The following is a 23,998-nucleotide window of genomic DNA, read 5'->3' as shown; positions in this document are numbered from 1 at the left end:
GCGGGGGATCCAGGCCAGCGTCGCGCCGGTGTCGTCGGCCAGCCGCGCCACCGCGGACAGCCCGCCCGGAATGCCGCCGAGGCGTTCACCGGCGAGGATGAGGGCGCCGGGCTCGCGCAGCAGGTCCGCGACCTCGCGCAGGCGGGTGTATCCGGCGGTCAGCTCATCGGTTTCGCCGGTCCGGATCGCTTCCAGCACATGCGGTTCGGCGCCGGGCGCCGCCAGCAGCAGGGTGCCGGAGAGTTTTTGCAGGCCGCGGGTCACATACGGCGCCAGCGAGTAGATCGGCGTGCCGTTGCGGCGTGCGGCTTTGCGCAGCCGCAGGTACACGATCGGCGACTCCTCTTCCGCCTCGAACCCCACCAGCAGCACGAACGGCGCGCGTTCGAGGGCGGCGTAGTCGACGGTGATGCCCTGCCCGGCCACCCTGGCGGCCAGGAAGTCGGCCTCCTCGGCGGAGTGCTCGCGAGCCCGGAAGTCGATGTCATTGGTGTTCAACGCGACTCGCGCGAACTTGGAGTACGCGTAGGCGTCCTCCAGGGTCACCCGGCCGCCGACCAGGACGCCCGCGTTTCCGCGCGCCGCGGCCAGCCCGCGGGCGGCCGCACCGATGGCCTCCGACCACGACGCGGGCTGCAGGCTGCCGTCCCAGCTGCGCACCAGCGGCGTGGTGAGCCGGTCGGACTCGGTGAGGTAGGTGAAGGCGAAACGGCCCTTGTCGCAGTTCCATTCCTCGTTGACCTGCGGGTCGTCACCGGCCAGGCGGCGCATCACCTTGCCGCGCCGGTGGTCGGTGCGCTGGGCGCACCCGCTCGCGCAGTGCTCGCACACCGCGGGGCTGGACACCAGGTCGAAGGGCCGCGCCCGGAAGCGGTAGGTGCTGCCGGTGAGCGCGCCGACCGGGCAGATCTGCACGGTGTTGCCGGAGAAGTAGGAGTCCAGCGGTTCCCCGGCGGCCGTGCCGACCTGTTGCAGCGCACCGCGTTCCATCAGTTCGATGAACGGATCGCCGGCCACCTGCTGCGAGAACCGGGTGCAGCGCGCGCACAGTACGCAGCGCTCCCGGTCCAGCAGGATCGCCGAGGACAGCGGAATCGGCTTGGGGTAGGTGCGCTTCTCGCCGTCGAACCGGGATTCGGCGCGCCCGGCCGACATGGCCTGGTTCTGCAGCGGGCACTCGCCGCCCTTGTCGCATACCGGGCAGTCGAGGGGGTGATTGATGAGCAGCAGCTCCATCACGCCCTCCTGGGCCTTGGCGGCGACGGGGGAGGAGACCTGGGTGCTGATCACCATGCCCTCGGCCACGGTCTGGGTGCAGGAGGCGACGGGCTTGCGCTGCCCCTCGACCTCCACCAGGCACTGCCGGCACGCGCCGACCGGGTCGAGCAGCGGATGATCGCAGAAGCGTGGGATCTGGACGCCGATGAGTTCGGCGGCCCGGATCACCAGGGTTCCGGCGGGTACCGAAACCGGTGTGCCGTCGATGGTCACGGTCACCATGTCGGTGGGGGTCACCCCGCCACCGGTTGTGGAGCTCACTGTCGAGGTCATCGTGCTCCTTGGGTGGCCCAGGCCGTGGTGCGGGCCGGGTCGAACGGGCAGGCGCCGAGGCGGATGTGCTCGGCGTACTCGTCGCGGAAGTACTTCAGGGAGGAGAAGATCGGGCTGGCCGCGCCGTCGCCGAGGGCGCAGAAGGACTTGCCGTTGATGTTGTCGGCGATGTCGGCCAGTTTGTTCAGGTCGGTCTGGTGGCCCTGTCCGTTCTCCAAGCGTTGCAGCAGCTGCACCAGCCAGTAGGTGCCCTCGCGGCAGGGGGTGCACTTGCCGCAGGATTCGTGGGCGTAGAACTCGGTCCAGCGCAGCACCGCCCGCACCACGCAGGTGGTGTCGTCGAAGATCTGCAGCGCCTTGGTGCCGAGCATGGAGCCCGCGGCCGTCACGCCCTCGTAGTCGAGGGGGACGTCGATGTGCTCGGCGGTGAACAGCGGGGTCGACGAACCGCCCGGGGTCCAGAACTTCAGGGTGTGCCCGTCGCGGATGCCTCCGGCGTAGGTCAGCAAGTCGCGCAACGTGATTCCGAGGGCCGCCTCGTACTGGCCCGGTCGCGTCACGTGACCGGAGAGCGAGTAGAGGGTGAACCCCGCCGACTTCTCGGTGCCGAACGATCGGAACCACTCCACGCCATTGGCGAGGATGAGCGGCACGGACGCGATGGATTCCACATTGTTGACCACGGTCGGGCAGGCGTAGAGGCCCGCCACCGCCGGGAACGGGGGACGCAGTCGCGGCTGGCCGCGGCGGCCCTCGAGCGAATCCAGCAGCGCGGTCTCCTCACCGCAGATGTAGGCGCCCGCGCCGGCGTGCACCACGATCTCGAGGTCGAAACCCGAGCCCTGGATATTGCGGCCGACATAGCCCGCCTCGTACGCCTGCCGGACCGCGGCCTGCAACCGTCGCAGCACCGGCACCACCTCGCCGCGCACATAGATGAAGGCGTGCGAGGCGCGGATGGCGTAGGCCGCGATGATCACGCCCTCGATCAGGGTGTGCGGGGTGGCCAGCATGAGCGGAATGTCCTTGCAGGTGCCGGGTTCCGACTCGTCGGCATTGACCACCAGGTAGTGCGGCTTGGCGACGCCGCCGGGTCCGGGACCCTGCGGGATGAAACCCCATTTCATGCCGGTCGGGAAGCCGGCGCCGCCGCGGCCGCGCAGGCCGGAGTCCTTGATGGTGGCGATGACCTCGTCCGGCTGCATGCGCAGGGCCTGGGGCAGCGCCCGGTAGCCGCCCTGGCGGCGGTAGGACGCCAAGGTCCAGCTGTCCGGATCGCCCCAGTGCTTGGTGAAGACGGGCGTCAGAGCAGTCGTCACCGCAGGCCTCCGTCGGTCGGGTCCTGTTCCGCGGCACGCAGACCGGCCAGCGAGGCCGGCCCCGCCACGCCGTCCGTCGCGCCCGGGCGCTGATCCGGGTAGCCCGCGAGGATGCGGGCGGTATCACGGAATTTGCACGGCGGGATGCCGCTGCGCGGGGCGGTCGGCGGCTGGTCGCGGCGCAGCGAATCCACCAGGGCCTTGGCCGATTCCGGGGTCTGGTTGTCGAAGAACTCCCAGTTGACCATGATCACCGGCGCGTAGTCGCAGGCGGCGTTGCACTCGATGTGCTCGAGGGTGACCATGCCGTCCGGGGTCGTCTCGCCGTTCCCGATTCCCAAGTACCGCTTCAGGTCCGCGAGGATCTCGTCGCCGCCCATGACCGCGCACAGCGTGTTCGTGCAGACACCGACGTGATAGTCGCCGGTCGGCGTGCGCCGATACATGGAGTAGAAGGTGGCCACCGCGGTGACCTCGGCATCGGTCAACCCCAGCTGCTCGGCGCAGAATTCGATGCCGGTGCCGGACACATAGCCCTCCACCGATTGCATCAAGTGCAGCAAGGGGAGCAGCGCCGACCGCGGGTGCGGATAACGGGCGATGATCTCGCGCGCTTCCACCTGCAGCCGGTCGTGCACCTCCGGCGGGAACGGGATCGGCCGCGCGGTCAGGTTCAGCAGGATCTCTGTCATCGGTCCACACCTCCCATGACCGGGTCGATGGAGGCGACGGAGGCGATCACGTCGGCGACCAGGCCGCCCTCGCACATCGCCGCCACCGCTTGCAGATTCGTGAACGAGGGGTCGCGGTAGTGGACCCGGTAGGGGCGGGTGCCGCCGTCGCTGACCATGTGCACGCCCAGCTCACCGCGCGGGGACTCCACCGCCGTGTACACCTGGCCGGGCGGGACGCGCAGGCCCTCGGTCACCAGCTTGAAGTGGTGGATGAGCGCTTCCATGGAGGAGCCCATGATCTTGCCGATGTGCTTGGGGGAGTTGCCCAGACCGTCCGGCCCGAGCTGCAGATCGGCGGGCCAGGCGATCTTCTTGTCCTCCACCATGACCGGGCCCGGCCGCAGTTTGTCGAGGCACTGCTCGACGATCTTGAGCGATTCCTTCATCTCGTTGACGCGAATCAGGTAGCGGCCGTAGCAGTCGCAGCCGGTGTCGGTCTGCACCTCGAACTCGTAGTTCTCGTAGCCGCAATAGGGCTGGGACTTGCGCAGGTCGTGCGGCAGACCCGTGGCCCGCAGCACCGGGCCGGTGATGCCCAGCGCCATGCAGCCGGTCAGGTCCAGGTAGCCGACATTGCGGGTGCGGGCCTTCCAGATGGGGTTCTCGTTGAGCAGCAGCTCCATGTCCCGCAGACGGGTCGGCAGCAGGTCCAGCAGTTCGCGCACCTTCTGCACACCGTCGTCGGGGAGGTCCTGGGCCAGGCCGCCCGGGCGGATGTAGGCGTGGTTCATGCGCAGACCGGTGATGGTCTCGAACACGTCGAGGATGAGTTCGCGTTCGCGGAAGCCGAACAGCATCGGGGTCAGCGCGCCCAGTTCCATGCCGCCGGTGGCCAGCGCCACCAGGTGCGAGGAGATGCGGTTCAGTTCCATGAGCAGCACGCGGATGACATTGACGCGCTCGGGGATCTGATCGGTGATGTCGAGCAGCTTCTCCACCGCCAGGCAGTACGCCGTCTCGTTGAAGAACGGCGACAGGTAGTCCATGCGGGTGACGAAGGTGGTGCCCTGCACCCAGCTGCGGTACTCGAGGTTCTTCTCGATGCCGGTGTGCAGATAGCCGATGCCGCAGCGGGCCTCGGTGACGGTCTCACCCTCGATTTCGAGAATGAGCCGCAGCACCCCGTGCGTGGAAGGGTGCTGCGGGCCCATGTTCACGACGATGCGTTCCTCGGCGATGCCGTCCAGGCTCGCGGAGATCTCGTCCCAATCGTTTCCCACCACGGTGACCGAGCGTTCGGGCCGATCCTGGGTGTCACGACGGGACTTGGTGTCGATGTCGTTCATTAGGAGTAAGTCCTCCGCTCGTCGGGCGGCGGGATGCGCGCGCCCTTGTATTCGACCGGGATTCCGCCGAGCGGATAGTCCTTGCGCTGCGGGTGGCCACGCCAGTCGTCGGGCATGGCGATGCGGGTCAGCGACGGGTGACCGTCGAAGAGGACGCCGAAGAAGTCGTAGGTCTCCCGCTCGTGCCAGTCCACCGTCGGGTAGACCGAATACAGGGACGGCAGGTGCGGATCACTGTCCGGCACCGAGACTTCCAGCCGCAGGCGGCGGTTGTGGGTGATCGAGTTCAGGTGGTAGAGCACGTGGAGCTCGCGCTCGGTGTCCTCCGGGTAGTGCGCGCCGCTCGCGCCCAGGCACAGTTCGAAACGCAGCGCCTCGTTGTCGCGCAACGTCTTCGCGACCAGCACCAGGTGATCGCGGCGGATGTGCAGGGTGAGTTCGTCGCGGAACACGACGATCTTCTCGACGGCCTCGTCGAAGGTCTTCGCCAGCGCCAGGCGCAGGTGCGCGATGACCTCGTCGAACACCGGACCGTAGGGGGCGGGAGTGCCGCCGGGCATGGAGACGGTCCGCACCAGGCGGCCGTAGCCGGAGGTGTCGCCGGTGCCCGAGACGCCGAACATGCCCTGCCGCTTGCCGATCACATCGTCGGCGGGCGGCACGGGCTGGGCGGCCGGGGATTCGGCGGCGGCGGATTCCGTTGTGTCCGGCGTCTTCTCAGTGGGTTCCACGGCCGCCTCCGGGGGGCTCTCCGTGCCGACAGGTGCATCGAAGCTCATCGCAGCAGCCCCTTCAGCTGAATGGTCGGGGTGCTGGCGAGCGCGGCGGCTTCGGCCGCGCGCACGGCCTCTTCGCGATTGACGCCGAGCGGCATCTCCTGAATCTTCTCGTGCAGCTTCAGGATCGCGTTCAACAACATCTCCGGTCGCGGCGGGCAGCCGGGCAGGTAGATGTCGACCGGGACGACGTGGTCGACGCCCTGCACGATGGCGTAGTTGTTGAACATGCCGCCCGAGGATGCGCAGACACCCATGGCCAGCACCCATTTCGGTTCGGTCATCTGGTCATAGACCTGGCGCAGCACCGGGGCCATCTTCTGGCTCACCCGGCCCGCCACGATCATCAGATCGGCCTGGCGCGGGGAGGCGCGGAACGCCTCCATGCCGAAGCGGGCGATATCGAATCGCCCGCCGCCGGTGGCCATCATCTCGATCGCGCAGCACGCCAAGCCGAACGTCGCCGGCCAGAGCGAACTCTTGCGCAGATAGCCGGCCAAATCTTCCACCGTGCTCAGCAGGAACCCGCTGGGCAGTTTCTCCTCGAGACCCATGTCGGACTACTTCTCCCGGATCGGGACACCCCGCCTCGCACGGGGTGTGTGAATGGAAATCCCCTGTGCGCCGATCAATCCCAGCTGAGACCGCCGCGCCGCCACTCGTAGGCGTAGGCGACCGAGACGTTGAAGATGAACAACGCCATGGCGGCCAGACCGAACACTCCGAGTGCGTCGAAGTGCACGGCCCACGGGTAGAGGAAGACGATCTCGATGTCGAAGATGATGAACAACATGGCGGTGAGGTAGTACTTCACCGGAAAGCGTTGGCCCGCGGCGTTTCCCGGACCGCCCGCGACCGCGTGCGGGGTGGGCTCGATACCGCATTCGTAGGCCTCGAGCTTGGCCCGGTTGTAGCGTTTGGGGCCGATCAGGGCCGCCAGGAAGATGGAGAACACCCCGAACGCGGCGGCGACCGCGCCGAGAACCAGGGTCGGTACCTCGATATTCACTTCAGCACTACCCCTCCTGCGAGCTGGACGACGCACTACGGACGGCAGCGGGCGCGGAGGGATGATGTCAGTGGCGCATGGCAGTCATGCATCTCCCCGCGCTCCTGTGAGCTACGGCACAGATTACAACTCGGACGAGAAGATACATGACGATTCGCGATCGCGTTTGATCGAATTCGGAACGGTCTTTTATGACCGATTGAACGCAATCCCGTTTGTCACGTGACACGGGTTTGCCCTGATCACGAGGGCAGATGAAGATCAGGCCGCGAAGCTATTACCGAGCACACCCAGGACAGCGTCGGTCAACCGGATGGGGTCGATGGGGTGCGGCACCGCCGCTTCCGCGCGCGACCACTTCGCCAGCCAGGCATCGTCGGGCCGGCCGGTGAGCACGACAATCGGTGGGCAGTCGGCGATTTCGTCCTTGAGCTGCTTGGCCAGGCCGAGACCGCCCTCCGGGGCCGACTCGCCGTCGAGGATCAGCAGATCCAGTTCGCCGGCATCCATCCGCTCGAGGACCACCGGGCCCGTGGCCACCTCGACATAGTCGATGGGCGGCATATCGGGGTGCGGCCGTCTGCCCAGCGCCAGCATGATCTGGCTCCGGGTATCGGCATCACTGCTGTAAACGAGGACCCGCACGGCGGCGGGACGTTTGGCATCGGCCACGTTCCGCATGCTACGTCGCAGATGGGGCGGTGCGGGGCAGCTTCGCGAGAAGTCGGCGTGCGCGTCGCGGAATCGCCTGTCGCGCAATGTGTCGATGGCCGGTCGTTCGTAATCCGCGACCGGTACGATCCCGCGAATGAGGGGAGACGTCACGCAACGCCTCATCGAAACCGACATGTGGACCGACGAGTTGGTGGGCCGAGCCGGGATTCCGGTCTTCGATGTACCACTGGTGAGCGTCGGCAGCGGGCTGGGATCGTTCACGCTGTTCGACACCTTGCGGATCTACGGGGTGCCCGGGGCGGCGATGGCGGTACTCGGACCGCAGGACGTGCCGTGGGAGTCGTACGAGTATCTGGCTCGGGCGTCGCAGATTCCGCACGGGGAACGCCTGCGCAGCGATTCGAGCGGGATGCCGGACAATATCTGGGGATTTCCGTCCTATGCCGTTCGCGAGGCAATAGCTGAAAAGTCGCTATCGGCTGTGTTGAATGTGCTGGTTGAGCCCGTTCTCGCCGAGTACCACACGCCTCGGGCCGGGCAGGTCTACGCGGCGCTGGAGCGGGAATTCCAGCGCGTCGAATACGCGCGATCCTTGCGCAAAGGGCAGGTTCGCATGGTGCGCAAACGGAACGGCGGCGGGTACTTCACGATCCTCACACCACCGGAAGGCGCCTCGGCGACCAAGCGAATCGCGTTTCGCAGCAATCATGTTCACATCGCCATCGGATATCCCGGACTGCGGCTGCTGCCGGATCTGCGGGAGTATCGCGAGCGGTATCGGGATCCGACGCGGGTGGTGAACGCCTACGAGCCGCACGAGCATGTGTACGAGGCGTTGCGGCGGCGGCCCGGAACGGTCATGGTGCGCGGCAGCGGGATGGTTGCCAGTCGTGTGCTGCAACGGCTGATCGACGACCGGGATCGGCTGCGGCTCAATACCCAGATCCTGCACCTGTTCCGGACCTACGTGGCGGGACCGCAAGGGGCGAGCGTGTTCGGGCGGCGGGCGGGCGGGAACGGTTGGGCGTATCAAGCCTTCGACTTCCCCAAGGCGAGCTTCGGCGGACAGATCAAACAGCGGCTGCGGAAGCTCGAAGGGCGGGAACGCGGGGAGTTGCTGAAGACGCTGGGCGGGACCACGACGCCGCGGCGCAAGCGCTGGGAGGAACAGCTGGCGCGGGGGCGGGCCCAGGGCTGGTATCAGATCCTGGTGGGGTCGGCGCGCAATCTGCGACCCGATCGCACCCGCCCCGGGGTGGTGACGACGGTGGCGCCGGAACAGGACGGGGCGGGCCGGTTCGCCGCGTCCGACGGGCCGGTTGACGTGCATGCCGATTACGTCATCGACTGCACCGGGCCCGAAGCCGACATCCGCGAGCACCGGCTGCTGGCCGATCTGCTGGATCACACCGGGGCGCGGCGCAATCCGCTCGGGCGACTGGATGTGGACCGGACCTTCGAGCTGTTCGGGACCCGCAGCGGAGCCGGGCGCGTGTACGCCTCGGGTAGCGCCACGCTGGGCGGGTATTTCGCACCCGTGGATTCGTTCGCCGGATTGCAGTACGCGGCCCTGGAGATCGCCGATGACCTGGCCGCGAACGGGTTCTGCCGCCGGCTCGACGCGATGCGGTCGATGCGGCAGTGGTGGCTGTGGGTCACCGATCGGAAGATTCCGGGATGACACCGACCTTGTTCGGACGCATCCAGACTCGCGTGATCGTGCTCGGGGCCATCGGGTTGGTGATCGCACTGCTCGTCACGCCGATGCTGCCGATGGGTCGACTGTCGCTGGGACAGGGGTATCGGGTCACGCTGACCCTGTTGCCGGCGGTCGTCCTGCTCGGAATCGGATGGGAGCTCGTCTATCACGGTCTGCAGCAATTCCGATGGGACAAGGACTGGCCGACGTTGTTCGGTCTGGTGACCATCGTGAACGAGGGGCTGCTGCTGTGGCTGCTGGTGCGCTACACGACAGCGGTCGTGCCGCGTGAACTGCGGCCGTCGGCGCCGGCGTTCGGTGTCGATTTCACGGTGACGTGGCTGGCGTATTGGGGATTCGTCAACGGCCCGATCCGGGTGGTGCTGCCGCGCCGGCGATATTCCGGGGGCCGGGTGCTATGACCGCGCGGGTCGAGGTGGTGCCGGGCCGCCACCTGGTGGCCTGCGTCGACGGGGTGGTCGTGGTTGTCGCGCATCGGGATTCGAGTGTGATCACCGCGGCGTCCGAGGCCATCGCCGTACTGGACAAGGTGCTCGAGCTGGTCGGGGAGGCGGCGTCGCGCGAGACTCGCCGCACCGGGCGCACTTTCGCACGGCTGGCGAGTACCTGGCTGATGGGCCGCGAGGATGAGGAGCGGGTCGAATTCGGGGTGCTCACACCGGGAAAGCGCGGGCTGGCAGTCTTTCTGCACGGACGGGTCACGGCGGTGCTCGAGGGGACCGACGATCGGGAGGTGCTGCACGGCCGCGATGCCGGGTTCAGCGTCGACCGGGTGGTGAGTCCCGCGCCGGGGCGGGCGGCGGCGGTCTTCGTCGACGACGGCGAGCCACGGGCGAGCCTGCCCCAGGAGAGTGTGTGGTCGCTGCGCGACGGGCGGGTGCCGGGTTCGGGCGCGGTGATGTGGTTGGGGGAGAAGGCGAATACACCCGGCCCTGAGATCGTGTCCGGAGGCCGGGACGCGGGATCCCCCGATTCCGGCAGTGCACGCACTATTGCACCCACTGCCATTCCCGCCGGGATCGAGACCGCTCCCTCAGGTGTCGTGGTGCACGGATTCACCTGCGCTCGCGGACATCTCAACGACCCCCGCGTGTCCTTCTGCGTCGTGTGCGGCATTCGGATGGAACAGCTGACCTGTGTGCTCGCACCCGGCATCCGCCCGCCGCTGGGTGTGCTGCTGCTCGACGACGGCACCTCCTTCGTCCTCGACAGCGATCTCGTGATCGGCCGCGAACCCGCCCGCTCACCGCAGGTACGGCGTGGCGCCCAAGCGATCCGCATCCCCGACGCCTCCGGCGGCATGTCCCGCGTCCACGCCGAGATCCGCCTCGTGGACTGGGACGTCCTGGTCATGGATCGCGGCTCCGCCAACGGCACCCACATCCGCCCGCCCGGCCGCCCCGACTGGATCCGCGCCGCACCCGGGCGCCCCACCGTCCTCGCGCCCGGCAGCCAACTGCTGCTCGGCGGCCGGGTGTTCACCTTCGACTCACCATACGGACGCTGACCCGGGATCCCGCCCGGTCAATGCCGGTGAACATCCGATGCGGGGCGCCGGCGGGTGCGAGTCTTCGCCGAGAAGATCCCGACCCTCCATCGTGTCATCGAATCCGCCCTCGATGCCCTCGCGTCCGGTTAGGCATCGAATCGCAATCGTTGCTGTTCACGGCCGATCATCAGCGGCATTCTGGTAACCATCGATAGTCCTAGCTGGTTGGGCGGTGGGCACATGCGAATCTCGGAAATCCTGCGCCGGAAGGGCGGCGAAGTCGTCACGATCGCACCCGATGCGACCGTGCGCGAACTGCTCAGAATCCTGGCGGAAAACAACGTCGGCGCGGCCATCGTGTCCCCGGACGGCACCGCCATGGCCGGCATCGTCTCCGAACGAGACATCGTCCGCCGCCTCTACCGCGACGGCGCACCCCTGCTGGACGCCCCGGTCTCCACCATCATGACCGCGGCCCTCCACACCTGCTCCCCGGACGACAACGTCGAAACCCTCAACGCGACCATGACCGAACACCGAATCCGCCACCTCCCCGTCCTCGAGGACGGCCACATGATCGGCATCGTCAGCATCGGCGACGTGGTCAAAAGCCAAATCTCCGAACTCGAAACCGAACGCGACTCCCTCGTCCGCTACCTCCGCAGCTGACCGGCACCCATCGCGGGCACACGAGCTCAGCATGTGCAGAGTGGAAACGCCCGGAACGCATTGACCTCGAGTCGGGTCGAGGTTGCAAGGTTGGGGACTGTGCAGACAATCCCTTCGACCATCGGGGTCATCCTGCCCTCGGTGGCGACACAGCGGGCCCAGAACCTCGATATAGCCACCGCGGCCGTCCACGCCGAGCAGGTCGGTCTGTCCGGCGTCTGGCACGGGGATCATCTGTCCACCGGTGTCCCGGTTCTGGATTGCGCGATCGCGCTCGCTGTCGCGGCCGCCGCGACCGAGCGGATCCGCATCGGCACCAGTGTCTACGTTCCAGCCCTTCGCCCGCTCGCCTGGGCGGCCAAGCAGATAGCGACCTTGCAGCACGTCAGTGGTGGTCGCCTGCTCCTCGGCGTCGGATCCGGTGGCGGTCCGGCGCAGTGGGCGGCGGCGGGGATCCCGTACGGACAGCGCGGTCTTCGCACCGACACCGCGCTGCGTGTGTTGCCCGCGCTGCTGGCGGGCAAGCCGGTCGCTCTCCCCGATCTGCCCGACCCCACCGATATCGAACTGGCTCCACCGGTCCCGGTTCCGCCGGTCTTGGTCGGAAACCATTCGGCTCCCGCCCGCCGACGCGCCGCGGAGCTGGGTGATGGCTGGTTTCCGTCGCTGATCCCGCCGGCGCGGGTGGTGGCGGGACTCGCCGAAATCATCGAACTCGCCGCCCAGCACCAGCGACCGGTGCCCACGGTCACCATCGGCGCGACCGGAGTGCTCGGCACCGGCACGGACCTGCCCACCCGCGCCGAGATCGCCGCTCGGATCAGCCATACCTACGGCACATCGATCGAGGCAAGTTTGCCGATTCCGATCACCGGTTCCCCCGAGCGAGCCGCCGAACAAATTGCCGCCTACCGGGACGCCGGCGCCCGCCACCTGGTCATCGGTATCGCCGGAGGCGACTGGCGGCGGCAATGCGAGTTGCTGGCGCAGGTTCAGTCCACACTCCGCTGACCTGGGATCAAGGCGCCTACCCGCCGGGTCCCGATCTGGCGGGCCACCCACGGGGTCAAGGGCTTTCGGCGGGGATTGCTCGGCGGGTGGGTCCAGCCCGGGCCGGGTGCTCGGGCTGTCGCCGGAAGTGGTCAGTCGGTCCAGATGGAGAGGTACCAGAGGCCGTCGGCGCCGAGGGTGCATTCGTAGATGTCGTCGCCGGGGACGAGCTGGGTGCCGTCGGGGCGGGTGAAGGTGCCGGTCTCGCCGTCGGCGTCGCAGGCGGCCTCGGTGGGGTAGTTGCCGTCCACCTGCCACTCGGTGTCCTTGCCGGCGTGGGCGGTGCCCATCGCGGCGATCAGGCCGAGGGTGACCAGGGCGGTCGTTGCGAGCTTCTTCATGCGCATTGCTTCCTTTTCACGAAAGAGCCCGGTCGACGGTCTCAGGTGAGACCGACTGGCCGGGCTGCCACACGATACTTCAGCACGGGGGTCCGACAAATCCGGCTTCCACGGGACCGCTTGGCGCTCAGGACGTTCCGCTACCGGCTGCGCATGCCGGTGTGGCCGACCTAGTCTGGAGCGATGAGCGGCGACCTTGGTCAGCGGCTGCGATCGGTTCGGAAGCGGCGGGGGCTCACGCAAAGGGAGCTCGCCGCGAATTCGGCTGTCTCGGTGTCGCTGATCCGGAAGATCGAGCAGGGGGAGTGCGACGACACCCGGATCGAGACGCTCCGGCGGTTGGCGGTGGCGCTGGGGTGCCCACTGACCGCGCTCATCGGTGCCGCGCCGCCCGCGCCGGAGAGCAGGGATGGCGAGTTGTGGGCCGACACCAGGCGGGCGATCGATGCGCCGCGACCGGACGTCGCGGGCGAGCCGCACACGGAACACGCTGTGGCCGATTCGCTTGCGGCGGCCGTACGGCTCTACCACCACAACCGGTATGAGCTGCTGGCGCGCGATCTGCCCGATCTGGTGGATGCGGCCGAGAGTGTCTCGCCCCTACTGCGGGCGCGAGTTCTGCAACTGACCGGTTCGGTCATGGTGCAAACGCGCCAATTGGGAACGGCCCGCAAAGTTCTCGATCGCGCACTGGCGGCCGCGGAGTTGAGCGATGATCCTCTGGATGGCGCTTCGGTTGTCGTCACGTTGTGCTGGCTGCTCCTGGTGGAGAGGCGGTTTCAGCAGGTCGATGAACTGGCTGTCGACTGGGCCGACCGGATCGAGCCACGGATCTCGACCGCGACCGAACGCGAACTCTCCACATGGGGCTGGCTGCTGTTGCGGGGGTCGGCCGCGGCGATCCGCGACAACCGGCCCGACGACGCCGACGACATGATGCGGTTCGCACAGGCCGCCGCGGTGGCCGTCAAACGCGAACCGCGCGGCTACCAGGACTATTGGACGGTCTTCGGCCCCGCGACCGTGGCCATGAAGCGCGTCGAGAACGCGGTCATCGACGACCGTCCCGACCTGGCGCTGCGGTTGGCCCACGACGTGCCGCCCGGCTTGCGGCCGACGTCGGATAATCGCAATCGGCACCTCCTCGATGTCGCCCAAGCCCACCTGGACCTCGCCCGGCCGGATCCGGCCCTCGACATCCTGCTTCGGCTCTCCGGCGAGGCCCGCCCGTGGCTGATCGAACAGCGCCTGGCCAAGGATCTCCTGGCCAGGCTGATCGGCAGACGCCGAACCCTCACCCCGGATATGCGCGACCTCGCCGACCTCATCCGCCTCGAATACTGATCGCTCCGTGGCACTTCCGCCCTCGTACTCGGGAAAGTGCCATTGCCGCCGGATTTCCGGTGCCCGATCCTGATTCGGAATCCGCTGGAAGCAACCTCGACGATCGAGAGGGCGAGCAATGAACCCCGGGGCTCTGGGATATCTCCGCGACGACGTGTCCGGTTCACGAAGGCGGTGGGATGAGCGGCGAATTCGGGCGTTGGCGGAGCGGTTGGGGTATGACCTTCGGAGGATCGCGGTGTTCGGGCCGCATACTGATCGGCCGGTGTACCGGTTGCGGGTGCTGGTCGCGAATTTGGGGGTGGATGCGGTGATCGTGCCGAGTCTGGAGCATTTCGAGGGTGGGGAGGTGCCGGGGGAGTTGGTGCGACGGGCGGATGTGATCACCGTCAGCCCGGAGGAGACGTTCGCGCGGTGGCTGATTCCGCCTGATGCGGCGGCCGATATGGGGTCGCGGTAGGCGGCCTGCGATGGACACACCAGCACCCGTTTCGACGAATGAACGGTGGGTGAACCATGATCAATTGGTGCCGTGTCGTCCGATGGAATCAGGTGGGTCGCGAACTTTGATGTCGAAAGCGAATAACTCGACGGCGCAGCGGATCTCGAACAGACCCGGGAGCCTGATGTGAGACCCCATTTCTCGCGCAGCGTGTTTCTGCGCGGAGCGCTCGGAATCGCGGTCGCCGGAGTGGGTTTCGCCGGGGCCACGCGGCTGCCGAAGTCGGACGCGACGCCCGATACCGGGTCCTCCGGCGCGAACGCCGGCGACCTGGGCAGCGCCTCCGGGTCCGGCAGCGGGAGCGCCGAACCGAAATGGCGTGAGCTGAAGGGGAAGCTGCGCGGCCGGGTCGTCCTGCCGGGAGATTACGGATATCCGGGGGTCAAGCAGGTCTTCAACACGCGCTTCGACACCGAGATGCCCGAGGCGATCGTGCAGGTCGCGGACGTCAAGGATGTCGCCGCGAGCTTCGAGTTCGCGGCCGACAACGATCTCCAGGTGGCGGCGCGCGCCGGCGGCCACTCCTATGCGGGATTGTCCACGGCGAGCGGCACACTCATCATCGACGTGCGGCGCATGCAGGGCATCCGCGCCGAGGGCGGCAAGGCGGTCATCGCGCCCGGCCACACCCTCTACGACATCTACCGCGAATTGGATCGCAGCGGGCTGAGCCTGCCCTCGGGCATGTGCCCCGGCGTCGGCGTGGCGGGTCTCGCCCTCGGCGGCGGACTCGGCAACGAAGCCCGGGCCCACGGCCTCACCAGCGACCGGCTCACCGCCGCCACCATGGTCCTGCCCGACGGCACCATCACCGAGGTCTCCGCCACCACCCGCCCGGATCTGTTCTGGGCCCTGCGCGGTGGCGGCCCGCATTTCGGCGTCGTCACCTCGTTCACCTTCGAGACCATCCCGGCGACACCGAAAGACGTCGTGCGCCTGACCTTCCAGGGCGAGGAGACGGCGACCGTCATCGCGGGCTGGCAGCAGTGGCTGCGCTCGGCCCCGCGCGAGCAGTGGGCCGATGTCAGTATCGATGCCGACGGCGAGGGCGGTATGCACTGCTGGATGCAGCTGGTCTGTCCCGCGGGGACCTCCGATACCGTCGTCGCCGAACTCGTCGACGCCATCGGCGTCGCTCCCGGCATCGTCGAACCGCGCACCCTGTCCCACCTGGACGCGATGCTCTACCTCGCGGGCGGCACCGCCGATCAGCCGCGCGCCGCCTTCACCAACGGCTCCGACATCGTCGCGGACCTCACCTCCGACACGATCGGTCGCATCCTCGAGGCGGTGGCGCGCTACTCCAGTGTCGGCGGCACCGGCTGGGTCCAGATCAATGCTCTCGACGGCGCGATCCGCGACGTGGCGCCCGACGCCACCGCGTTCCCTTGGCGCAACCACGCCGCCCTCGTGGAATGGGGTGCGTACGAACCCATCCCGCACGAATCGGCGCTGGCCTGGATCGCCGACGCGCACGCCACCCTGGCCCCCGATTCCGTCGGCGCGTACGTCAACTACCTCGAGCCGGGCGATCCACTGTCTCGCTACTACGGCTCGAATTACCCCCGCCTGGCGAAACTCCGCAGCCTCGTCGACCCCAACAACCGCATCCGCTCCGTCCTGACCGCCTGACCCCGCCCCTGCGGGGCTGGGGTCCCCGCTACTGGTCCAGCGCCTGGATGAGGGTGTCGAGACCGGAGCTGACGGATTCGCGCTGGGCGGGGGTGAGGGTTTCCAGGGCGGCCGCGAACCGCTGGATGCGGGCCGAGGTGAGGCCGGTGACCAGATTGTGGGCGGCCTCGGTGGCCGTCAGCAGCTGGGCCCGGCCGTCCTCGGGGTCGGCGTCGCGGGTGAGGTAGCCGCCCTTTTCCAGGCCCGTCACGATGCGGGACATGGTCGGCGCGCTCACCCGTTCGATCGAGGCCAGGTCGCCCAGCCGGAGGGGTCCCGAGCGGGCGACCGTCGCGAGGGCGGACGCCGCGCCGGGGCTCAGCGCCCCGAGGTCGCCGGAGTGGCGCAACAAGCGCAGCAGGCGGCCGATGCTGTGGTAAAGGTCGGCGGCCTCGGTGAGCTGGTCGGGGTCGGCGACGCTCGTGGGCTCGGACAGCGTGATCTCCTCCGTCAGATTCCCTCGCGGGCGGCCGCACGCAATTCGGCCGCCTCGTCCGTGACAGTCGGGCTACCGGCGAACCAGGAGGCCGCCGCGCCGATCAGCATCATAATCGCGGCTCCCAGGAAGACCACGACCAGACCCGAGTGGAACGGGCCGGAGATCAAGTGCGGGAAGAACTCCTGACCGGTGAGCACATCGCCGTGCACGCCGGGATGGTCGAGAGTGCCGGTGGGGCCGAGCAATTCCTTGATCGGGTTGTAGCCCAGGAAGGCCGCGAACAGGCTGCCCACCGGAGGCATATCCGAGATCGCCTCGGCGGCCGGCGCGGGCACACCCTGCTGCTGCAGGCCGGAATTCATGGCGTCCGGCAGCGTATTGGCCAGGCCGATGATCATCAGCGAGAAGAACAGGCCGATCGACAGCGCCATACCGCCGTTGAACAGCGTGCCGCGCATACCGGAGGCGACACCGCGCTGCGCGGCGGGCACCGACGACATCACCTCGGCGGTGTTCGGCGACGCGAACATGCCCGACCCGAGGCCGTTGAGGGCGATGACCAGCGCGAACACCCAGTAGTCGAAGTCGACCGGCAGCACCACCAGCAGCACGAACGTCAACGCGGTGATCAACATGCCGACGGTGGCGAACAGCCGCGCCCCGTACTTGTCCGACAGTTTGCCCGAAACCGGTCCGGCCACAAGGAATCCGACGGTCAACGGCAGCAGGTAGATGCCCGCCCACAGCGGCGTCTGCTCGAAGGAGAACCCGTGCAGCGGCAGCCAGATGCCCTGCAGCCAGATGATCAACATGAACTGCAGACCGCCGCGGCCCAGCGACGACATCAGCCCGGCGACATTGCCCAGCGCGAACGCCCGGTTCTTGAACAGCGACATATTGAACATCGGCTGCGCGACCTTGGTCTCGATCACGCAGAACACGACCAGCAGGACGATGCCGCCGAAAACCGCGCCCAGCACCCACGGATTGGTCCAGCCGGTCTTCGAATCCCCATGCGGCTGAATGCCGTAGGTGATGCCGGTCAGCAGCGCCGTCAGACCCAGCGCGAAGGTGATGGTGCCCGGCAGATCCAGCGATCCCGGATTGCGCTGGCCGTTGTCGTGCAGCGAGCGGTACGACCAGATGGTGCCGATGATGCCGAAGGGCACACTCACCCAGAAGATGGCCTTCCAATCCCACTGCGCCAGCACACCACCCATGAGCAGACCCAGGAACGATCCGGCGACCGCCGCGACCTGGTTGATGCCGAGCGCGAACCCGCGCTCGTCGGCCGGGAAGGCGTCGGTGAGGATCGCGCTGGCATTGGCCATCAACATCGCGCCGCCGACGCCCTGGATCACGCGCCAGGCGATCAGCCACACCGCGCCGCCGCCGTGCGTGAACGGATCGAACGACAGCGCCACGGCCGCGAGGCTGAACACCACGAACCCGTAGTTGTAGATCTTCACCCGGCCGACGATGTCGCCGAGCCGCCCGAACATGACCACCAGCACGGCCGAGGACAGCAGGAAGCCCATCATCAGCCACAGCAGGTAGCTGACATTGGCCGGTTCCAGCGGGTTGAGCCCGATGCCGCGGAAGATGTCGGGCAGCGAGATGGTCACGATCGAGGAGTTGATGGTGACCATGAGCATGCCCAGCGTCGTATTCGACAGGGCCACCCACTTGTACCTGGGGTGATCATGCTCGATCCGGAGTCGTCTCCGAATGGTCTGGACGTCACCGGCATCCAATCCGGTGGTAGGGGCCGCAGCCATCAGAGCCTCCCGCGAGTCTGCGAACGAACTTTCTCAATATAGTTGCATGTTGCTAACTAATGAAATCGACCGTGTCCCGCTCGCTGGACGCCCAAACCGTTCGGTCGAGTATTTGATAGCGGGTCACTATTGCCGCGCCGAGCGGGAAGGAGGAGCGTGAGGGGCACCGGTGGCGCCGCCGGCGCTGCCCCGTGCAGAAGGGAGGTGGGTCGTGTTCGCACGGTCTACCACGATTCAGGCGCAACTCTCCGCGCTGGATGCCGGGATCGCACATGTGCGTGACCGGGTCATGCCGGGGTTGAACGACATCAGCGGGTGCGTCGGGCTGTCGCTGCTCGTCGATCGGCTCACCGGCCGATGCATCCTGACGACCTCATGGGACTCACAGGAAACCTTGCGGGCCAGCGCCGCGCAGGTCCAGCCGATCCGAGCCCGTGCGGCCGAGATCTTCGGCGGCAGCCCGGTCGTGGAGGAATGGGAGGTCACCGCGATGCACCGGGTGCGAGAGACCACCCCGGGCGCGTGCGCGCGGGTCACCTGGGTCAAGACCGATCCGAGCCGTTTGGACAGCGCCATCGACGTCTACCGGAATCAGACGCTGATCGGCCTGGAACAACTCCACGGATTCTGCAGTGCCAGCCTGCTCGTGAACCGGACCTCCGGACGCGCGGTGTCGAGCAGTGTCTACTACAGCGCCGAGGCGCTGGACCGCAACCGCATCGCGGCCGCGACCCTGCGCGTGGACGCCGCACGGCAGGCCGGGATCGAGGCGGTCGACGTCCGCGAATTCGAGGTCGCGCTGGCGCATTTGCGGGTCCCGGAAATGGTCTGACCCCGAGCCCGCGAACGAACGCGATGTGGCGGGAGGTAGCGGGTCAGCGGGAAGGCGGAACCGGGAGACGCAGCGTGAGTGGGGGAATGGTGGCGATGGTGGGCACCGTGAGCCTCGGAATGAACGTGGCCGGAGGTAGCTGAGGACCCTCGTCCACCGGCTGATCATGCATCGTCACGGCGAAGACGAAGACGAAGACCACGGCCAGCAGCGCCAACAGCACCGCGGTCGGTGTGAAGGCGCCGCCGCGCTCCGGCATCCGAGGCGGCTTCGCCGATCGCAGGTTCGAGACCGGCCGGCGGCCAGGGGCGGGCAGGTAGGGCCGAGCGGCCGGGGGCGGCTGATGGTAGGCCGAGGGCGGGTTGCGGTGGACCGCGGTCGCCTCGTTCAGCACGGTCGGGAGTGTGTAGTCGATTCCGCTCAGCGTCACACCCAGCACATCCGACTGCACGAGCGCGAGCAGCTCGCGGCGATGCATGCCGTCCCGGAGCGCCTGCGCGGCCCCCGACGAGTGATCGGCGATCAACCCGAGGACGACCAGCCCGACCGGAATCGGCCACAGCCGGTACCGCGTCGCCAAGCGCCCCGCCACGTCCAGGGCGATCGCGCACTGGACGGTGAGTCTGATGTTCTCCCAATGCCACGGGCCGCCGCCGGCACGGTCGACCACCAGTTTGTTCTCCACCGCGTCGACGTCACCGGCGTTCAAACAGATCCGTGACCAGTCGCCCGACGCGTCGGCCCGCATCAATGCCGCCAGCAAGGAGTGGGTGTCGACGGGGTCGGGCACGCGCTTGGCCGCCGCCGTTCGCAATGCGGCGACCACGGTCGAATGGATGGGGGCACCAGCAAGGACGCCGGCCATGATTCACCTCCCCGGCTGGACCGAAACGCATGGTAGGTACCGCGTTTCGGCCTGCCGGGAGATTACCGGTTCCGCACTGTTCCCGCAGCGGATCCGGGTGCGGCCGGCGTACGGCGAACGGAATCCGAGACGGGACGACTTCTCCTGCGCGGCAAGGATTCCCGTCCAAACGCTCGGTCCGGCACCACGATCCGGGCTGATCGACACGCCTGCCGCAGCGCACCTGCCCGGCGAGATTTTGCAGTTACGCTGCTATTCGAGACCTGCGCCTGCGGTATCGAGCTCGTACACCTCTTCGAGAACGAGAACAGGATCCGGTTATGCGACATGCGCTCATGGCCGCCGCGGCTGGTACAACCGCGGCCGGTGTGACCCTGGCGAGCCTGTGGGCTTGGGGTATCGAGTCGGTCGGGGCTCAGCCGCCCGGCGGGGACGTGTCCGGCGCGGGAGTGCATATCGTCACGTCGGTCGACCAGGTCGGGGTGAATCCGCCCGGTAACCGGACGCCGAACTTCCTGATGACGTTCTCGCACGCCGCGCAGATGTCGGGGAGTTATTCGGTCACCGTGGAAGGTGGCCCGATCACGTCCGGTCAGGCCGTCGCGGGGTTCATTCTCGGCTGTGGGGTCAGTGTGGCGGGCGGCGTCACCGTCGGGATCGAGCCCAACCAGGGTTTGGCCGCCGCGCTCGCCCCGTCGGTGACCCCTGGGACCGTATCGGTCAGCCCGCCCAGTGGGACGGTGCCGCCCAGCGCTTCGGTCACCCCGCCCGATATCAGTCTCGGACCCAGCGTGGGTGGGGCGCTGGGCTTGACCGAAGTCTTGACGGCCACCATGGGGCCCGGCCAGGTCACCACCACGACCACGGCGACCGCCGCCCTGGACAGCGCCACCGTGTTCCCCTATCAGATCACCTTCAACAACGCCGCGTTGAACGTCGCGCAATGCGCTTCGCCGGTGTCGGCGGTCCCGTTCGTCACCGCCACGGTGTCGACCGCGCAAGGGGTGGTGCAGACCACCGCCTACGGCGACCAGTTCACCTTCTGAACCCGGCCGGCTCAGACGCCGCGAAATGCCTTGTCGCCGACCCGATCCGGGTCGGTGATGTGGGAAAGGAACAGGCGCGAGGCCGGCGTGGGGGTGCGGGTGGTGACCGCATGCCAGGGGCGGGTGAGGGGAGTGCCCTCGACGGGGAGGATTTCCAGGCGGCCGGTGGCGAGATCGGCCGCGACGGCGTCGGAATGGATGAGAGTGATGCCGAGGCCCTCGCGCGCCGCGGCCAGCGCCGCCCCGTGGGTGCCGAGAGTCAGTGTGGGCGGCCGGATTTGGAGCCGGTCGAACAGGGCGAGGGTGGTGTCGCGGGTGCCCGAACCTTTGCCACGCAGCAGCCAGGTGGCCTCGCAGGGGTCGGGCCAGCGCGACGGGGCGCCGACGACGACGAGTTGACACGGGCGGCGGGCGCGGGTGACGAGGCCGGTGTCGCGGGGCGGACGACCGGCGACCACCAGGTCGGTTTCGTGGTGGGTGAGTTCGAGGAAGAGGACGTCGCGGGGCTGGATCGACAGGCCCAATTCGATGTCGGGATACCGGCTCCGGAACGAGGCCAGCAGGCGGAGCAGGACGTATTCGCCGGCGGTGGCGACGACGCCGATGCGCAGCCGGCCGGTCTCGGCCTCCCGGACCGCGGCGGCCGCCTCCTTCATCAGACCCAGGATGCTGCGGCAGTAATCGGCGTACACCCGCCCGGCCTCGGTCAGCGCGATGCCGCGGCCGGATTTGGTCACGAGTTTCGCGCCGAGTTGTTTCTCGATGTGTGCTACAGCCGCGGAGGCCGCGGCCTCGGTGATGTGCAACTGGGCGGCGGCGCGGCGAATGCTGGAGTGCTTGGCAACGGCGAGAAAGGTTTCCATGCGCACCGCGCTCACCGTACCCATACTCAACGGTAGCAAACCCGACTAAAAGGTTGAGCGAGAACAGAAACAATCGAATTGTTTGTCGTTAACGGGCCCGTCATCCTGGGAATCGCAAGTGACCCAACCCGGTTCGCAGGAGGAAAGATGGCCGGATCTGACGATGATCAGCGCAGCCGGTGGGATCCGGGCGTGCAGTCGTATGCGTCGATGGGATACTACAACCCGGACTATCAGCCGAAGGACACCGACGTGCTGGCGGTGTTCCGGGTGACGCCCCAGGACGGCGTCGACCCGATCGAGGCGTCGGCGGCCGTCGCCGGCGAATCCTCCACCGCCACTTGGACAGTCGTCTGGACCGACCGCCTGACCGCGCACAGCCGGTACCAGGCCAAGTGCTACCGCGTCGAGGAGGTGCCGGGCCGCCTGGGCGAGTACTTCGCCTACGTCGCCTACGATCTGGACCTGTTCGAGGAAGGCTCCATCACGAACCTCACCTCCTCGGTCATCGGCAATGTATTCGGTTTCAAACCGCTCAAGGCATTGCGGCTGGAGGATATGCGCATTCCCGTGGCCTATGTCAAGACCTTCCAGGGTCCGCCGCACGGAATCGTTATGGAGCGCGAGTATCTCAACAAATACGGCCGCCCCCTGCTGGGCGCGACGGTGAAACCGAAACTCGGGCTCTCCGCGCGCAACTACGGCCGTGTGGTGTACGAGGCCTGCAAGGGCGGACTCGATTTCACCAAGGACGACGAGAACATCAACTCGCAGCCGTTCATGCGCTGGCGCGACCGCTACCTGTTCGCGATGGAGGGCGTCAACCGCGCCATCGCCGAAACCGGTGAATTGAAGGGCCATTACCTCAATGTCACCGCCGCCACGATGGAGGACATGTACGAGCGCGCGGAGTTCGCGAAATCGCTCGGCAGCTGCATCATCATGATCGACCTCACGGTCGGCTACACCGCCATGCAGTCCATCTCGAAGTGGGCGCGCACCAACGGCATGCTGCTGCACCTGCACCGGGCCGGGCACTCCACCTTCACCCGGCAGAAGACCCACGGCGTCAGCTTCCGGGTGCTGGCGAAATGGTGCCGGTTGATCGGCGTCGACCACCTGCACGCGGGCACGGTCATCGGCAAGCTCGAGGGCGACCCGCACACCGTGCGCGGCTTCTACGACACCCTGCGCGACAACCACATCCCCGCCAACCCGGTCAACGGCATCTTCTTCGACCAGGACTGGGCCAGCCTGCCCGGCGTCATGCCGGTCGCCTCCGGCGGTATCCACGCCGGCCAGATGCACCAGCTGCTGGACCTGTTCGGCGACGACGCCATCCTGCAGTTCGGCGGCGGCACCATCGGCCACCCGATGGGCATCGCCGCGGGCGCGGAGGCCAACCGGGTCGCGCTCGAAGCGGTGGTCAAGGCGCGCAACGAGGGTCGCGATCTGCTCAAGGAGGGCCCGGACGTGTTGCGCCGCGCCGCCGAGATCAGCCGCCCGCTCGAGGTCGCCTTGCAGACCTGGGGTGATGTCACCTTCGACTACACCTCCACCGACGCCCCCGACGCCGTCCCCACGGCCTCCCGCTGAAAGCCGAGCCACCATGCATCTGCGCCAAGGCACCTTCTCGCACCTGCCGGACCTCGACGACACCGAGATCGCCGCCCAGGTCCGCTACGCCCTGCTCAACAACTGGCCGGTGTCGATCGAATACACCGACGATCCGCATCCGCGCAACAACTACTGGGAGATGTGGGGTCTGCCCCTGTTCGATCTGGACGAGCCCGACGGCGTGCTCGCCGAGATCGACGCCTGCCGGGCCACGTTCCCGCGTCACTACATTCGCGTCAACGCCTACGACGCCTCCTACGGCCGCCAGACCACGGCGCTGAGCTTCATCGTGCAGCGCCCGGCCGACGAACCCGGCTTCCGCCTCGACCGCACCGAGGGCGCGGACCGCAGCCAGCGCTACGGCTTCCACGCCTACTCGTCGGACCAGCGAACCGGCCAAAGGTACGGCGGCTGAACACCTT

25 protein-coding genes are annotated in these 23,998 nt (G+C 67.9%); 12 read left to right on the top strand and 13 right to left on the bottom strand.

Annotated features, from left to right (window positions below):
• From ACWELJ_RS13200 to ACWELJ_RS13165, 8 genes are all read right to left on the bottom strand, one after another.
• A partial coding sequence (locus tag ACWELJ_RS13200) for an NADH-quinone oxidoreductase subunit G (RefSeq protein ID WP_452366394.1) occupies positions 1-1,551 on the bottom strand: 1,551 nt, incomplete at its 3' end.
• Positions 1,548-2,870: an NADH-quinone oxidoreductase subunit NuoF gene (gene nuoF / locus ACWELJ_RS13195; RefSeq protein ID WP_452366393.1), complete on the bottom strand. Its 1,323-nt coding sequence runs from the start codon at positions 2,868-2,870 to the stop codon at positions 1,548-1,550. The genes nuoF and ACWELJ_RS13200, both read right to left, overlap by 4 nt.
• Entirely contained in the window at positions 2,867-3,562 is a 696-nt protein-coding gene (gene nuoE, locus ACWELJ_RS13190; protein ID WP_452366392.1) for an NADH-quinone oxidoreductase subunit NuoE, read from the bottom strand. Before nuoE ends, nuoF begins: the two co-directional genes overlap by 4 nt.
• Positions 3,559-4,890: an NADH dehydrogenase (quinone) subunit D gene (gene nuoD / locus ACWELJ_RS13185; protein ID WP_452366391.1), complete on the bottom strand. Its 1,332-nt coding sequence runs from the start codon at positions 4,888-4,890 to the stop codon at positions 3,559-3,561. Before nuoD ends, nuoE begins: the two co-directional genes overlap by 4 nt.
• Positions 4,890-5,669, bottom strand: a complete 780-nt coding sequence (locus tag ACWELJ_RS13180; protein ID WP_452366390.1) for an NADH-quinone oxidoreductase subunit C — start codon at positions 5,667-5,669, stop codon at positions 4,890-4,892. The genes nuoD and ACWELJ_RS13180 overlap by 1 nt, the downstream gene beginning before the upstream one ends.
• Positions 5,666-6,220 carry a NuoB/complex I 20 kDa subunit family protein gene (locus tag ACWELJ_RS13175; RefSeq protein WP_452366389.1) on the bottom strand — a complete coding sequence of 185 codons (555 nt, stop codon included), beginning with the start codon at positions 6,218-6,220 and terminating at the stop codon, positions 5,666-5,668. Before ACWELJ_RS13175 ends, ACWELJ_RS13180 begins: the two co-directional genes overlap by 4 nt.
• A 74-nt stretch (positions 6,221-6,294) precedes the next feature.
• Positions 6,295-6,675 (bottom strand): NADH-quinone oxidoreductase subunit A, encoded by a 381-nt coding sequence (locus ACWELJ_RS13170; RefSeq protein WP_033090134.1) that lies wholly within the window; start codon positions 6,673-6,675, stop codon positions 6,295-6,297.
• A 261-nt stretch (positions 6,676-6,936) separates the two neighbouring features.
• The gene (locus ACWELJ_RS13165; RefSeq protein WP_452366388.1) at positions 6,937-7,356 is read right to left on the bottom strand and encodes an Rv3143 family two-component system response regulator; all 420 of its coding nucleotides are present in this window, start codon (positions 7,354-7,356) and stop codon (positions 6,937-6,939) included.
• Between the two features lie 127 nt (positions 7,357-7,483).
• On the opposite strand from ACWELJ_RS13165, the gene ACWELJ_RS13160 reads away from it, so the two are divergent.
• The 5 genes from ACWELJ_RS13160 (at position 7,484) to ACWELJ_RS13140 (ending at position 12,239) form a co-directional block, all read left to right on the top strand.
• Positions 7,484-9,031 carry a hypothetical protein gene (locus ACWELJ_RS13160; protein ID WP_452366387.1) on the top strand — a complete coding sequence of 516 codons (1,548 nt, stop codon included), beginning with the start codon at positions 7,484-7,486 and terminating at the stop codon, positions 9,029-9,031.
• Complete coding sequence (locus tag ACWELJ_RS13155) at positions 9,028-9,471, top strand: hypothetical protein (RefSeq protein WP_452366386.1); 444 nt, start codon at positions 9,028-9,030, stop codon at positions 9,469-9,471. Before ACWELJ_RS13160 ends, ACWELJ_RS13155 begins: the two co-directional genes overlap by 4 nt.
• Complete coding sequence (locus ACWELJ_RS13150; RefSeq protein ID WP_452366385.1) at positions 9,468-10,577, top strand: FHA domain-containing protein; 1,110 nt, start codon at positions 9,468-9,470, stop codon at positions 10,575-10,577. The genes ACWELJ_RS13155 and ACWELJ_RS13150 overlap by 4 nt, the downstream gene beginning before the upstream one ends.
• 222 nt (positions 10,578-10,799) lie before the next feature.
• Positions 10,800-11,228 carry a CBS domain-containing protein gene (locus tag ACWELJ_RS13145; RefSeq protein WP_452366384.1) on the top strand — a complete coding sequence of 143 codons (429 nt, stop codon included), beginning with the start codon at positions 10,800-10,802 and terminating at the stop codon, positions 11,226-11,228.
• 99 nt (positions 11,229-11,327) lie between these two features.
• Positions 11,328-12,239: an LLM class flavin-dependent oxidoreductase gene (locus ACWELJ_RS13140; RefSeq protein ID WP_452366383.1), complete on the top strand. Its 912-nt coding sequence runs from the start codon at positions 11,328-11,330 to the stop codon at positions 12,237-12,239.
• A gap of 131 nt (positions 12,240-12,370) precedes the next feature.
• On the opposite strand, the gene ACWELJ_RS13135 is transcribed toward ACWELJ_RS13140, so the two are convergent.
• Positions 12,371-12,619, bottom strand: a complete 249-nt coding sequence (locus ACWELJ_RS13135) for a hypothetical protein (RefSeq protein ID WP_452366382.1) — start codon at positions 12,617-12,619, stop codon at positions 12,371-12,373.
• Between the two features lie 183 nt (positions 12,620-12,802).
• On the opposite strand from ACWELJ_RS13135, the gene ACWELJ_RS13130 reads away from it, so the two are divergent.
• The 3 genes from ACWELJ_RS13130 (at position 12,803) to ACWELJ_RS13120 (ending at position 16,097) form a co-directional block, all read left to right on the top strand.
• Positions 12,803-13,963: a helix-turn-helix domain-containing protein gene (locus ACWELJ_RS13130; protein WP_452366381.1), complete on the top strand. Its 1,161-nt coding sequence runs from the start codon at positions 12,803-12,805 to the stop codon at positions 13,961-13,963.
• 238 nt (positions 13,964-14,201) lie between these two features.
• On the top strand, positions 14,202-14,423 hold the full coding sequence (locus ACWELJ_RS13125) for a hypothetical protein (RefSeq protein ID WP_452366380.1): 222 nt from the start codon (positions 14,202-14,204) through the stop codon (positions 14,421-14,423).
• Positions 14,424-14,591: 168 nt separating this feature from the next.
• A complete protein-coding gene (locus tag ACWELJ_RS13120; protein WP_452366379.1) occupies positions 14,592-16,097 on the top strand; it encodes an FAD-binding oxidoreductase in 1,506 nt (501 codons plus the stop codon).
• Between the two features lie 28 nt (positions 16,098-16,125).
• Here ACWELJ_RS13120 and ACWELJ_RS13115 read toward each other — a convergent pair whose 3' ends face one another.
• The gene (locus ACWELJ_RS13115) at positions 16,126-16,488 is read right to left on the bottom strand and encodes a MarR family winged helix-turn-helix transcriptional regulator (RefSeq protein ID WP_452366378.1); all 363 of its coding nucleotides are present in this window, start codon (positions 16,486-16,488) and stop codon (positions 16,126-16,128) included.
• 98 nt (positions 16,489-16,586) lie between these two features.
• Positions 16,587-18,353, bottom strand: a complete 1,767-nt coding sequence (locus tag ACWELJ_RS13110; RefSeq protein WP_452366377.1) for an MFS transporter — start codon at positions 18,351-18,353, stop codon at positions 16,587-16,589.
• Positions 18,354-18,564: 211 nt separating this feature from the next.
• Between ACWELJ_RS13110 and ACWELJ_RS13105 the strand changes: the two genes are divergently transcribed.
• Entirely contained in the window at positions 18,565-19,185 is a 621-nt protein-coding gene (locus ACWELJ_RS13105; protein WP_452366376.1) for a hypothetical protein, read from the top strand.
• A 43-nt stretch (positions 19,186-19,228) separates the two neighbouring features.
• Here ACWELJ_RS13105 and ACWELJ_RS13100 read toward each other — a convergent pair whose 3' ends face one another.
• Complete coding sequence (locus ACWELJ_RS13100) at positions 19,229-20,050, bottom strand: hypothetical protein (RefSeq protein ID WP_452366375.1); 822 nt, start codon at positions 20,048-20,050, stop codon at positions 19,229-19,231.
• 320 nt (positions 20,051-20,370) lie between these two features.
• On the opposite strand from ACWELJ_RS13100, the gene ACWELJ_RS13095 reads away from it, so the two are divergent.
• Positions 20,371-21,096, top strand: a complete 726-nt coding sequence (locus ACWELJ_RS13095; RefSeq protein WP_452366374.1) for an MspA family porin — start codon at positions 20,371-20,373, stop codon at positions 21,094-21,096.
• Between the two features lie 11 nt (positions 21,097-21,107).
• On the opposite strand, the gene ACWELJ_RS13090 is transcribed toward ACWELJ_RS13095, so the two are convergent.
• Entirely contained in the window at positions 21,108-21,983 is an 876-nt protein-coding gene (locus ACWELJ_RS13090) for a LysR family transcriptional regulator (RefSeq protein ID WP_452366373.1), read from the bottom strand.
• Between the two features lie 123 nt (positions 21,984-22,106).
• Between ACWELJ_RS13090 and ACWELJ_RS13085 the strand changes: the two genes are divergently transcribed.
• On the top strand, positions 22,107-23,555 hold the full coding sequence (locus ACWELJ_RS13085; protein ID WP_452366372.1) for a form I ribulose bisphosphate carboxylase large subunit: 1,449 nt from the start codon (positions 22,107-22,109) through the stop codon (positions 23,553-23,555).
• Positions 23,556-23,568: 13 nt separating this feature from the next.
• Complete coding sequence (locus ACWELJ_RS13080) at positions 23,569-23,991, top strand: ribulose bisphosphate carboxylase small subunit (protein WP_452366371.1); 423 nt, start codon at positions 23,569-23,571, stop codon at positions 23,989-23,991.
• The last annotated feature ends 7 nt before the right edge of the window (positions 23,992-23,998 follow it).

This window comes from Nocardia sp. NPDC004582 (assembly GCF_053602115.1).
The sequence above is the reverse complement of the archived record's forward strand: the minus strand, read 5'-3'. Positions and strand labels throughout refer to the sequence as shown.

Bases quoted from the DNA above. Each gene is read 5' to 3' on its own strand.
- ACWELJ_RS13100 (WP_452366375.1), bottom strand. From the start codon at position 20,050: ATGGCCGGCGTCCTTGCTGGTGCCCCCATCCATTCGACCGTGGTCGCC.
- ACWELJ_RS13085 (WP_452366372.1), top strand. From the start codon at position 22,107: ATGGCCGGATCTGACGATGATCAGCGCAGCCGGTGGGATCCGGGCGTG.
- nuoE (WP_452366392.1), bottom strand. From the start codon at position 3,562: ATGACAGAGATCCTGCTGAACCTGACCGCGCGGCCGATCCCGTTCCCG.
- nuoD (WP_452366391.1), bottom strand. From the start codon at position 4,890: ATGAACGACATCGACACCAAGTCCCGTCGTGACACCCAGGATCGGCCC.
- ACWELJ_RS13095 (WP_452366374.1), top strand. From the start codon at position 20,371: ATGCGACATGCGCTCATGGCCGCCGCGGCTGGTACAACCGCGGCCGGT.
- ACWELJ_RS13160 (WP_452366387.1), top strand. From the start codon at position 7,484: ATGAGGGGAGACGTCACGCAACGCCTCATCGAAACCGACATGTGGACC.
- ACWELJ_RS13145 (WP_452366384.1), top strand. From the start codon at position 10,800: ATGCGAATCTCGGAAATCCTGCGCCGGAAGGGCGGCGAAGTCGTCACG.
- ACWELJ_RS13155 (WP_452366386.1), top strand. From the start codon at position 9,028: ATGACACCGACCTTGTTCGGACGCATCCAGACTCGCGTGATCGTGCTC.
- ACWELJ_RS13090 (WP_452366373.1), bottom strand. From the start codon at position 21,983: ATGGGTACGGTGAGCGCGGTGCGCATGGAAACCTTTCTCGCCGTTGCC.
- ACWELJ_RS13150 (WP_452366385.1), top strand. From the start codon at position 9,468: ATGACCGCGCGGGTCGAGGTGGTGCCGGGCCGCCACCTGGTGGCCTGC.
- ACWELJ_RS13180 (WP_452366390.1), bottom strand. From the start codon at position 5,669: ATGAGCTTCGATGCACCTGTCGGCACGGAGAGCCCCCCGGAGGCGGCC.
- ACWELJ_RS13135 (WP_452366382.1), bottom strand. From the start codon at position 12,619: ATGAAGAAGCTCGCAACGACCGCCCTGGTCACCCTCGGCCTGATCGCC.
- ACWELJ_RS13175 (WP_452366389.1), bottom strand. From the start codon at position 6,220: ATGGGTCTCGAGGAGAAACTGCCCAGCGGGTTCCTGCTGAGCACGGTG.
- ACWELJ_RS13080 (WP_452366371.1), top strand. From the start codon at position 23,569: ATGCATCTGCGCCAAGGCACCTTCTCGCACCTGCCGGACCTCGACGAC.
- ACWELJ_RS13130 (WP_452366381.1), top strand. From the start codon at position 12,803: ATGAGCGGCGACCTTGGTCAGCGGCTGCGATCGGTTCGGAAGCGGCGG.
- ACWELJ_RS13165 (WP_452366388.1), bottom strand. From the start codon at position 7,356: ATGCGGAACGTGGCCGATGCCAAACGTCCCGCCGCCGTGCGGGTCCTC.
- ACWELJ_RS13110 (WP_452366377.1), bottom strand. From the start codon at position 18,353: ATGGCTGCGGCCCCTACCACCGGATTGGATGCCGGTGACGTCCAGACC.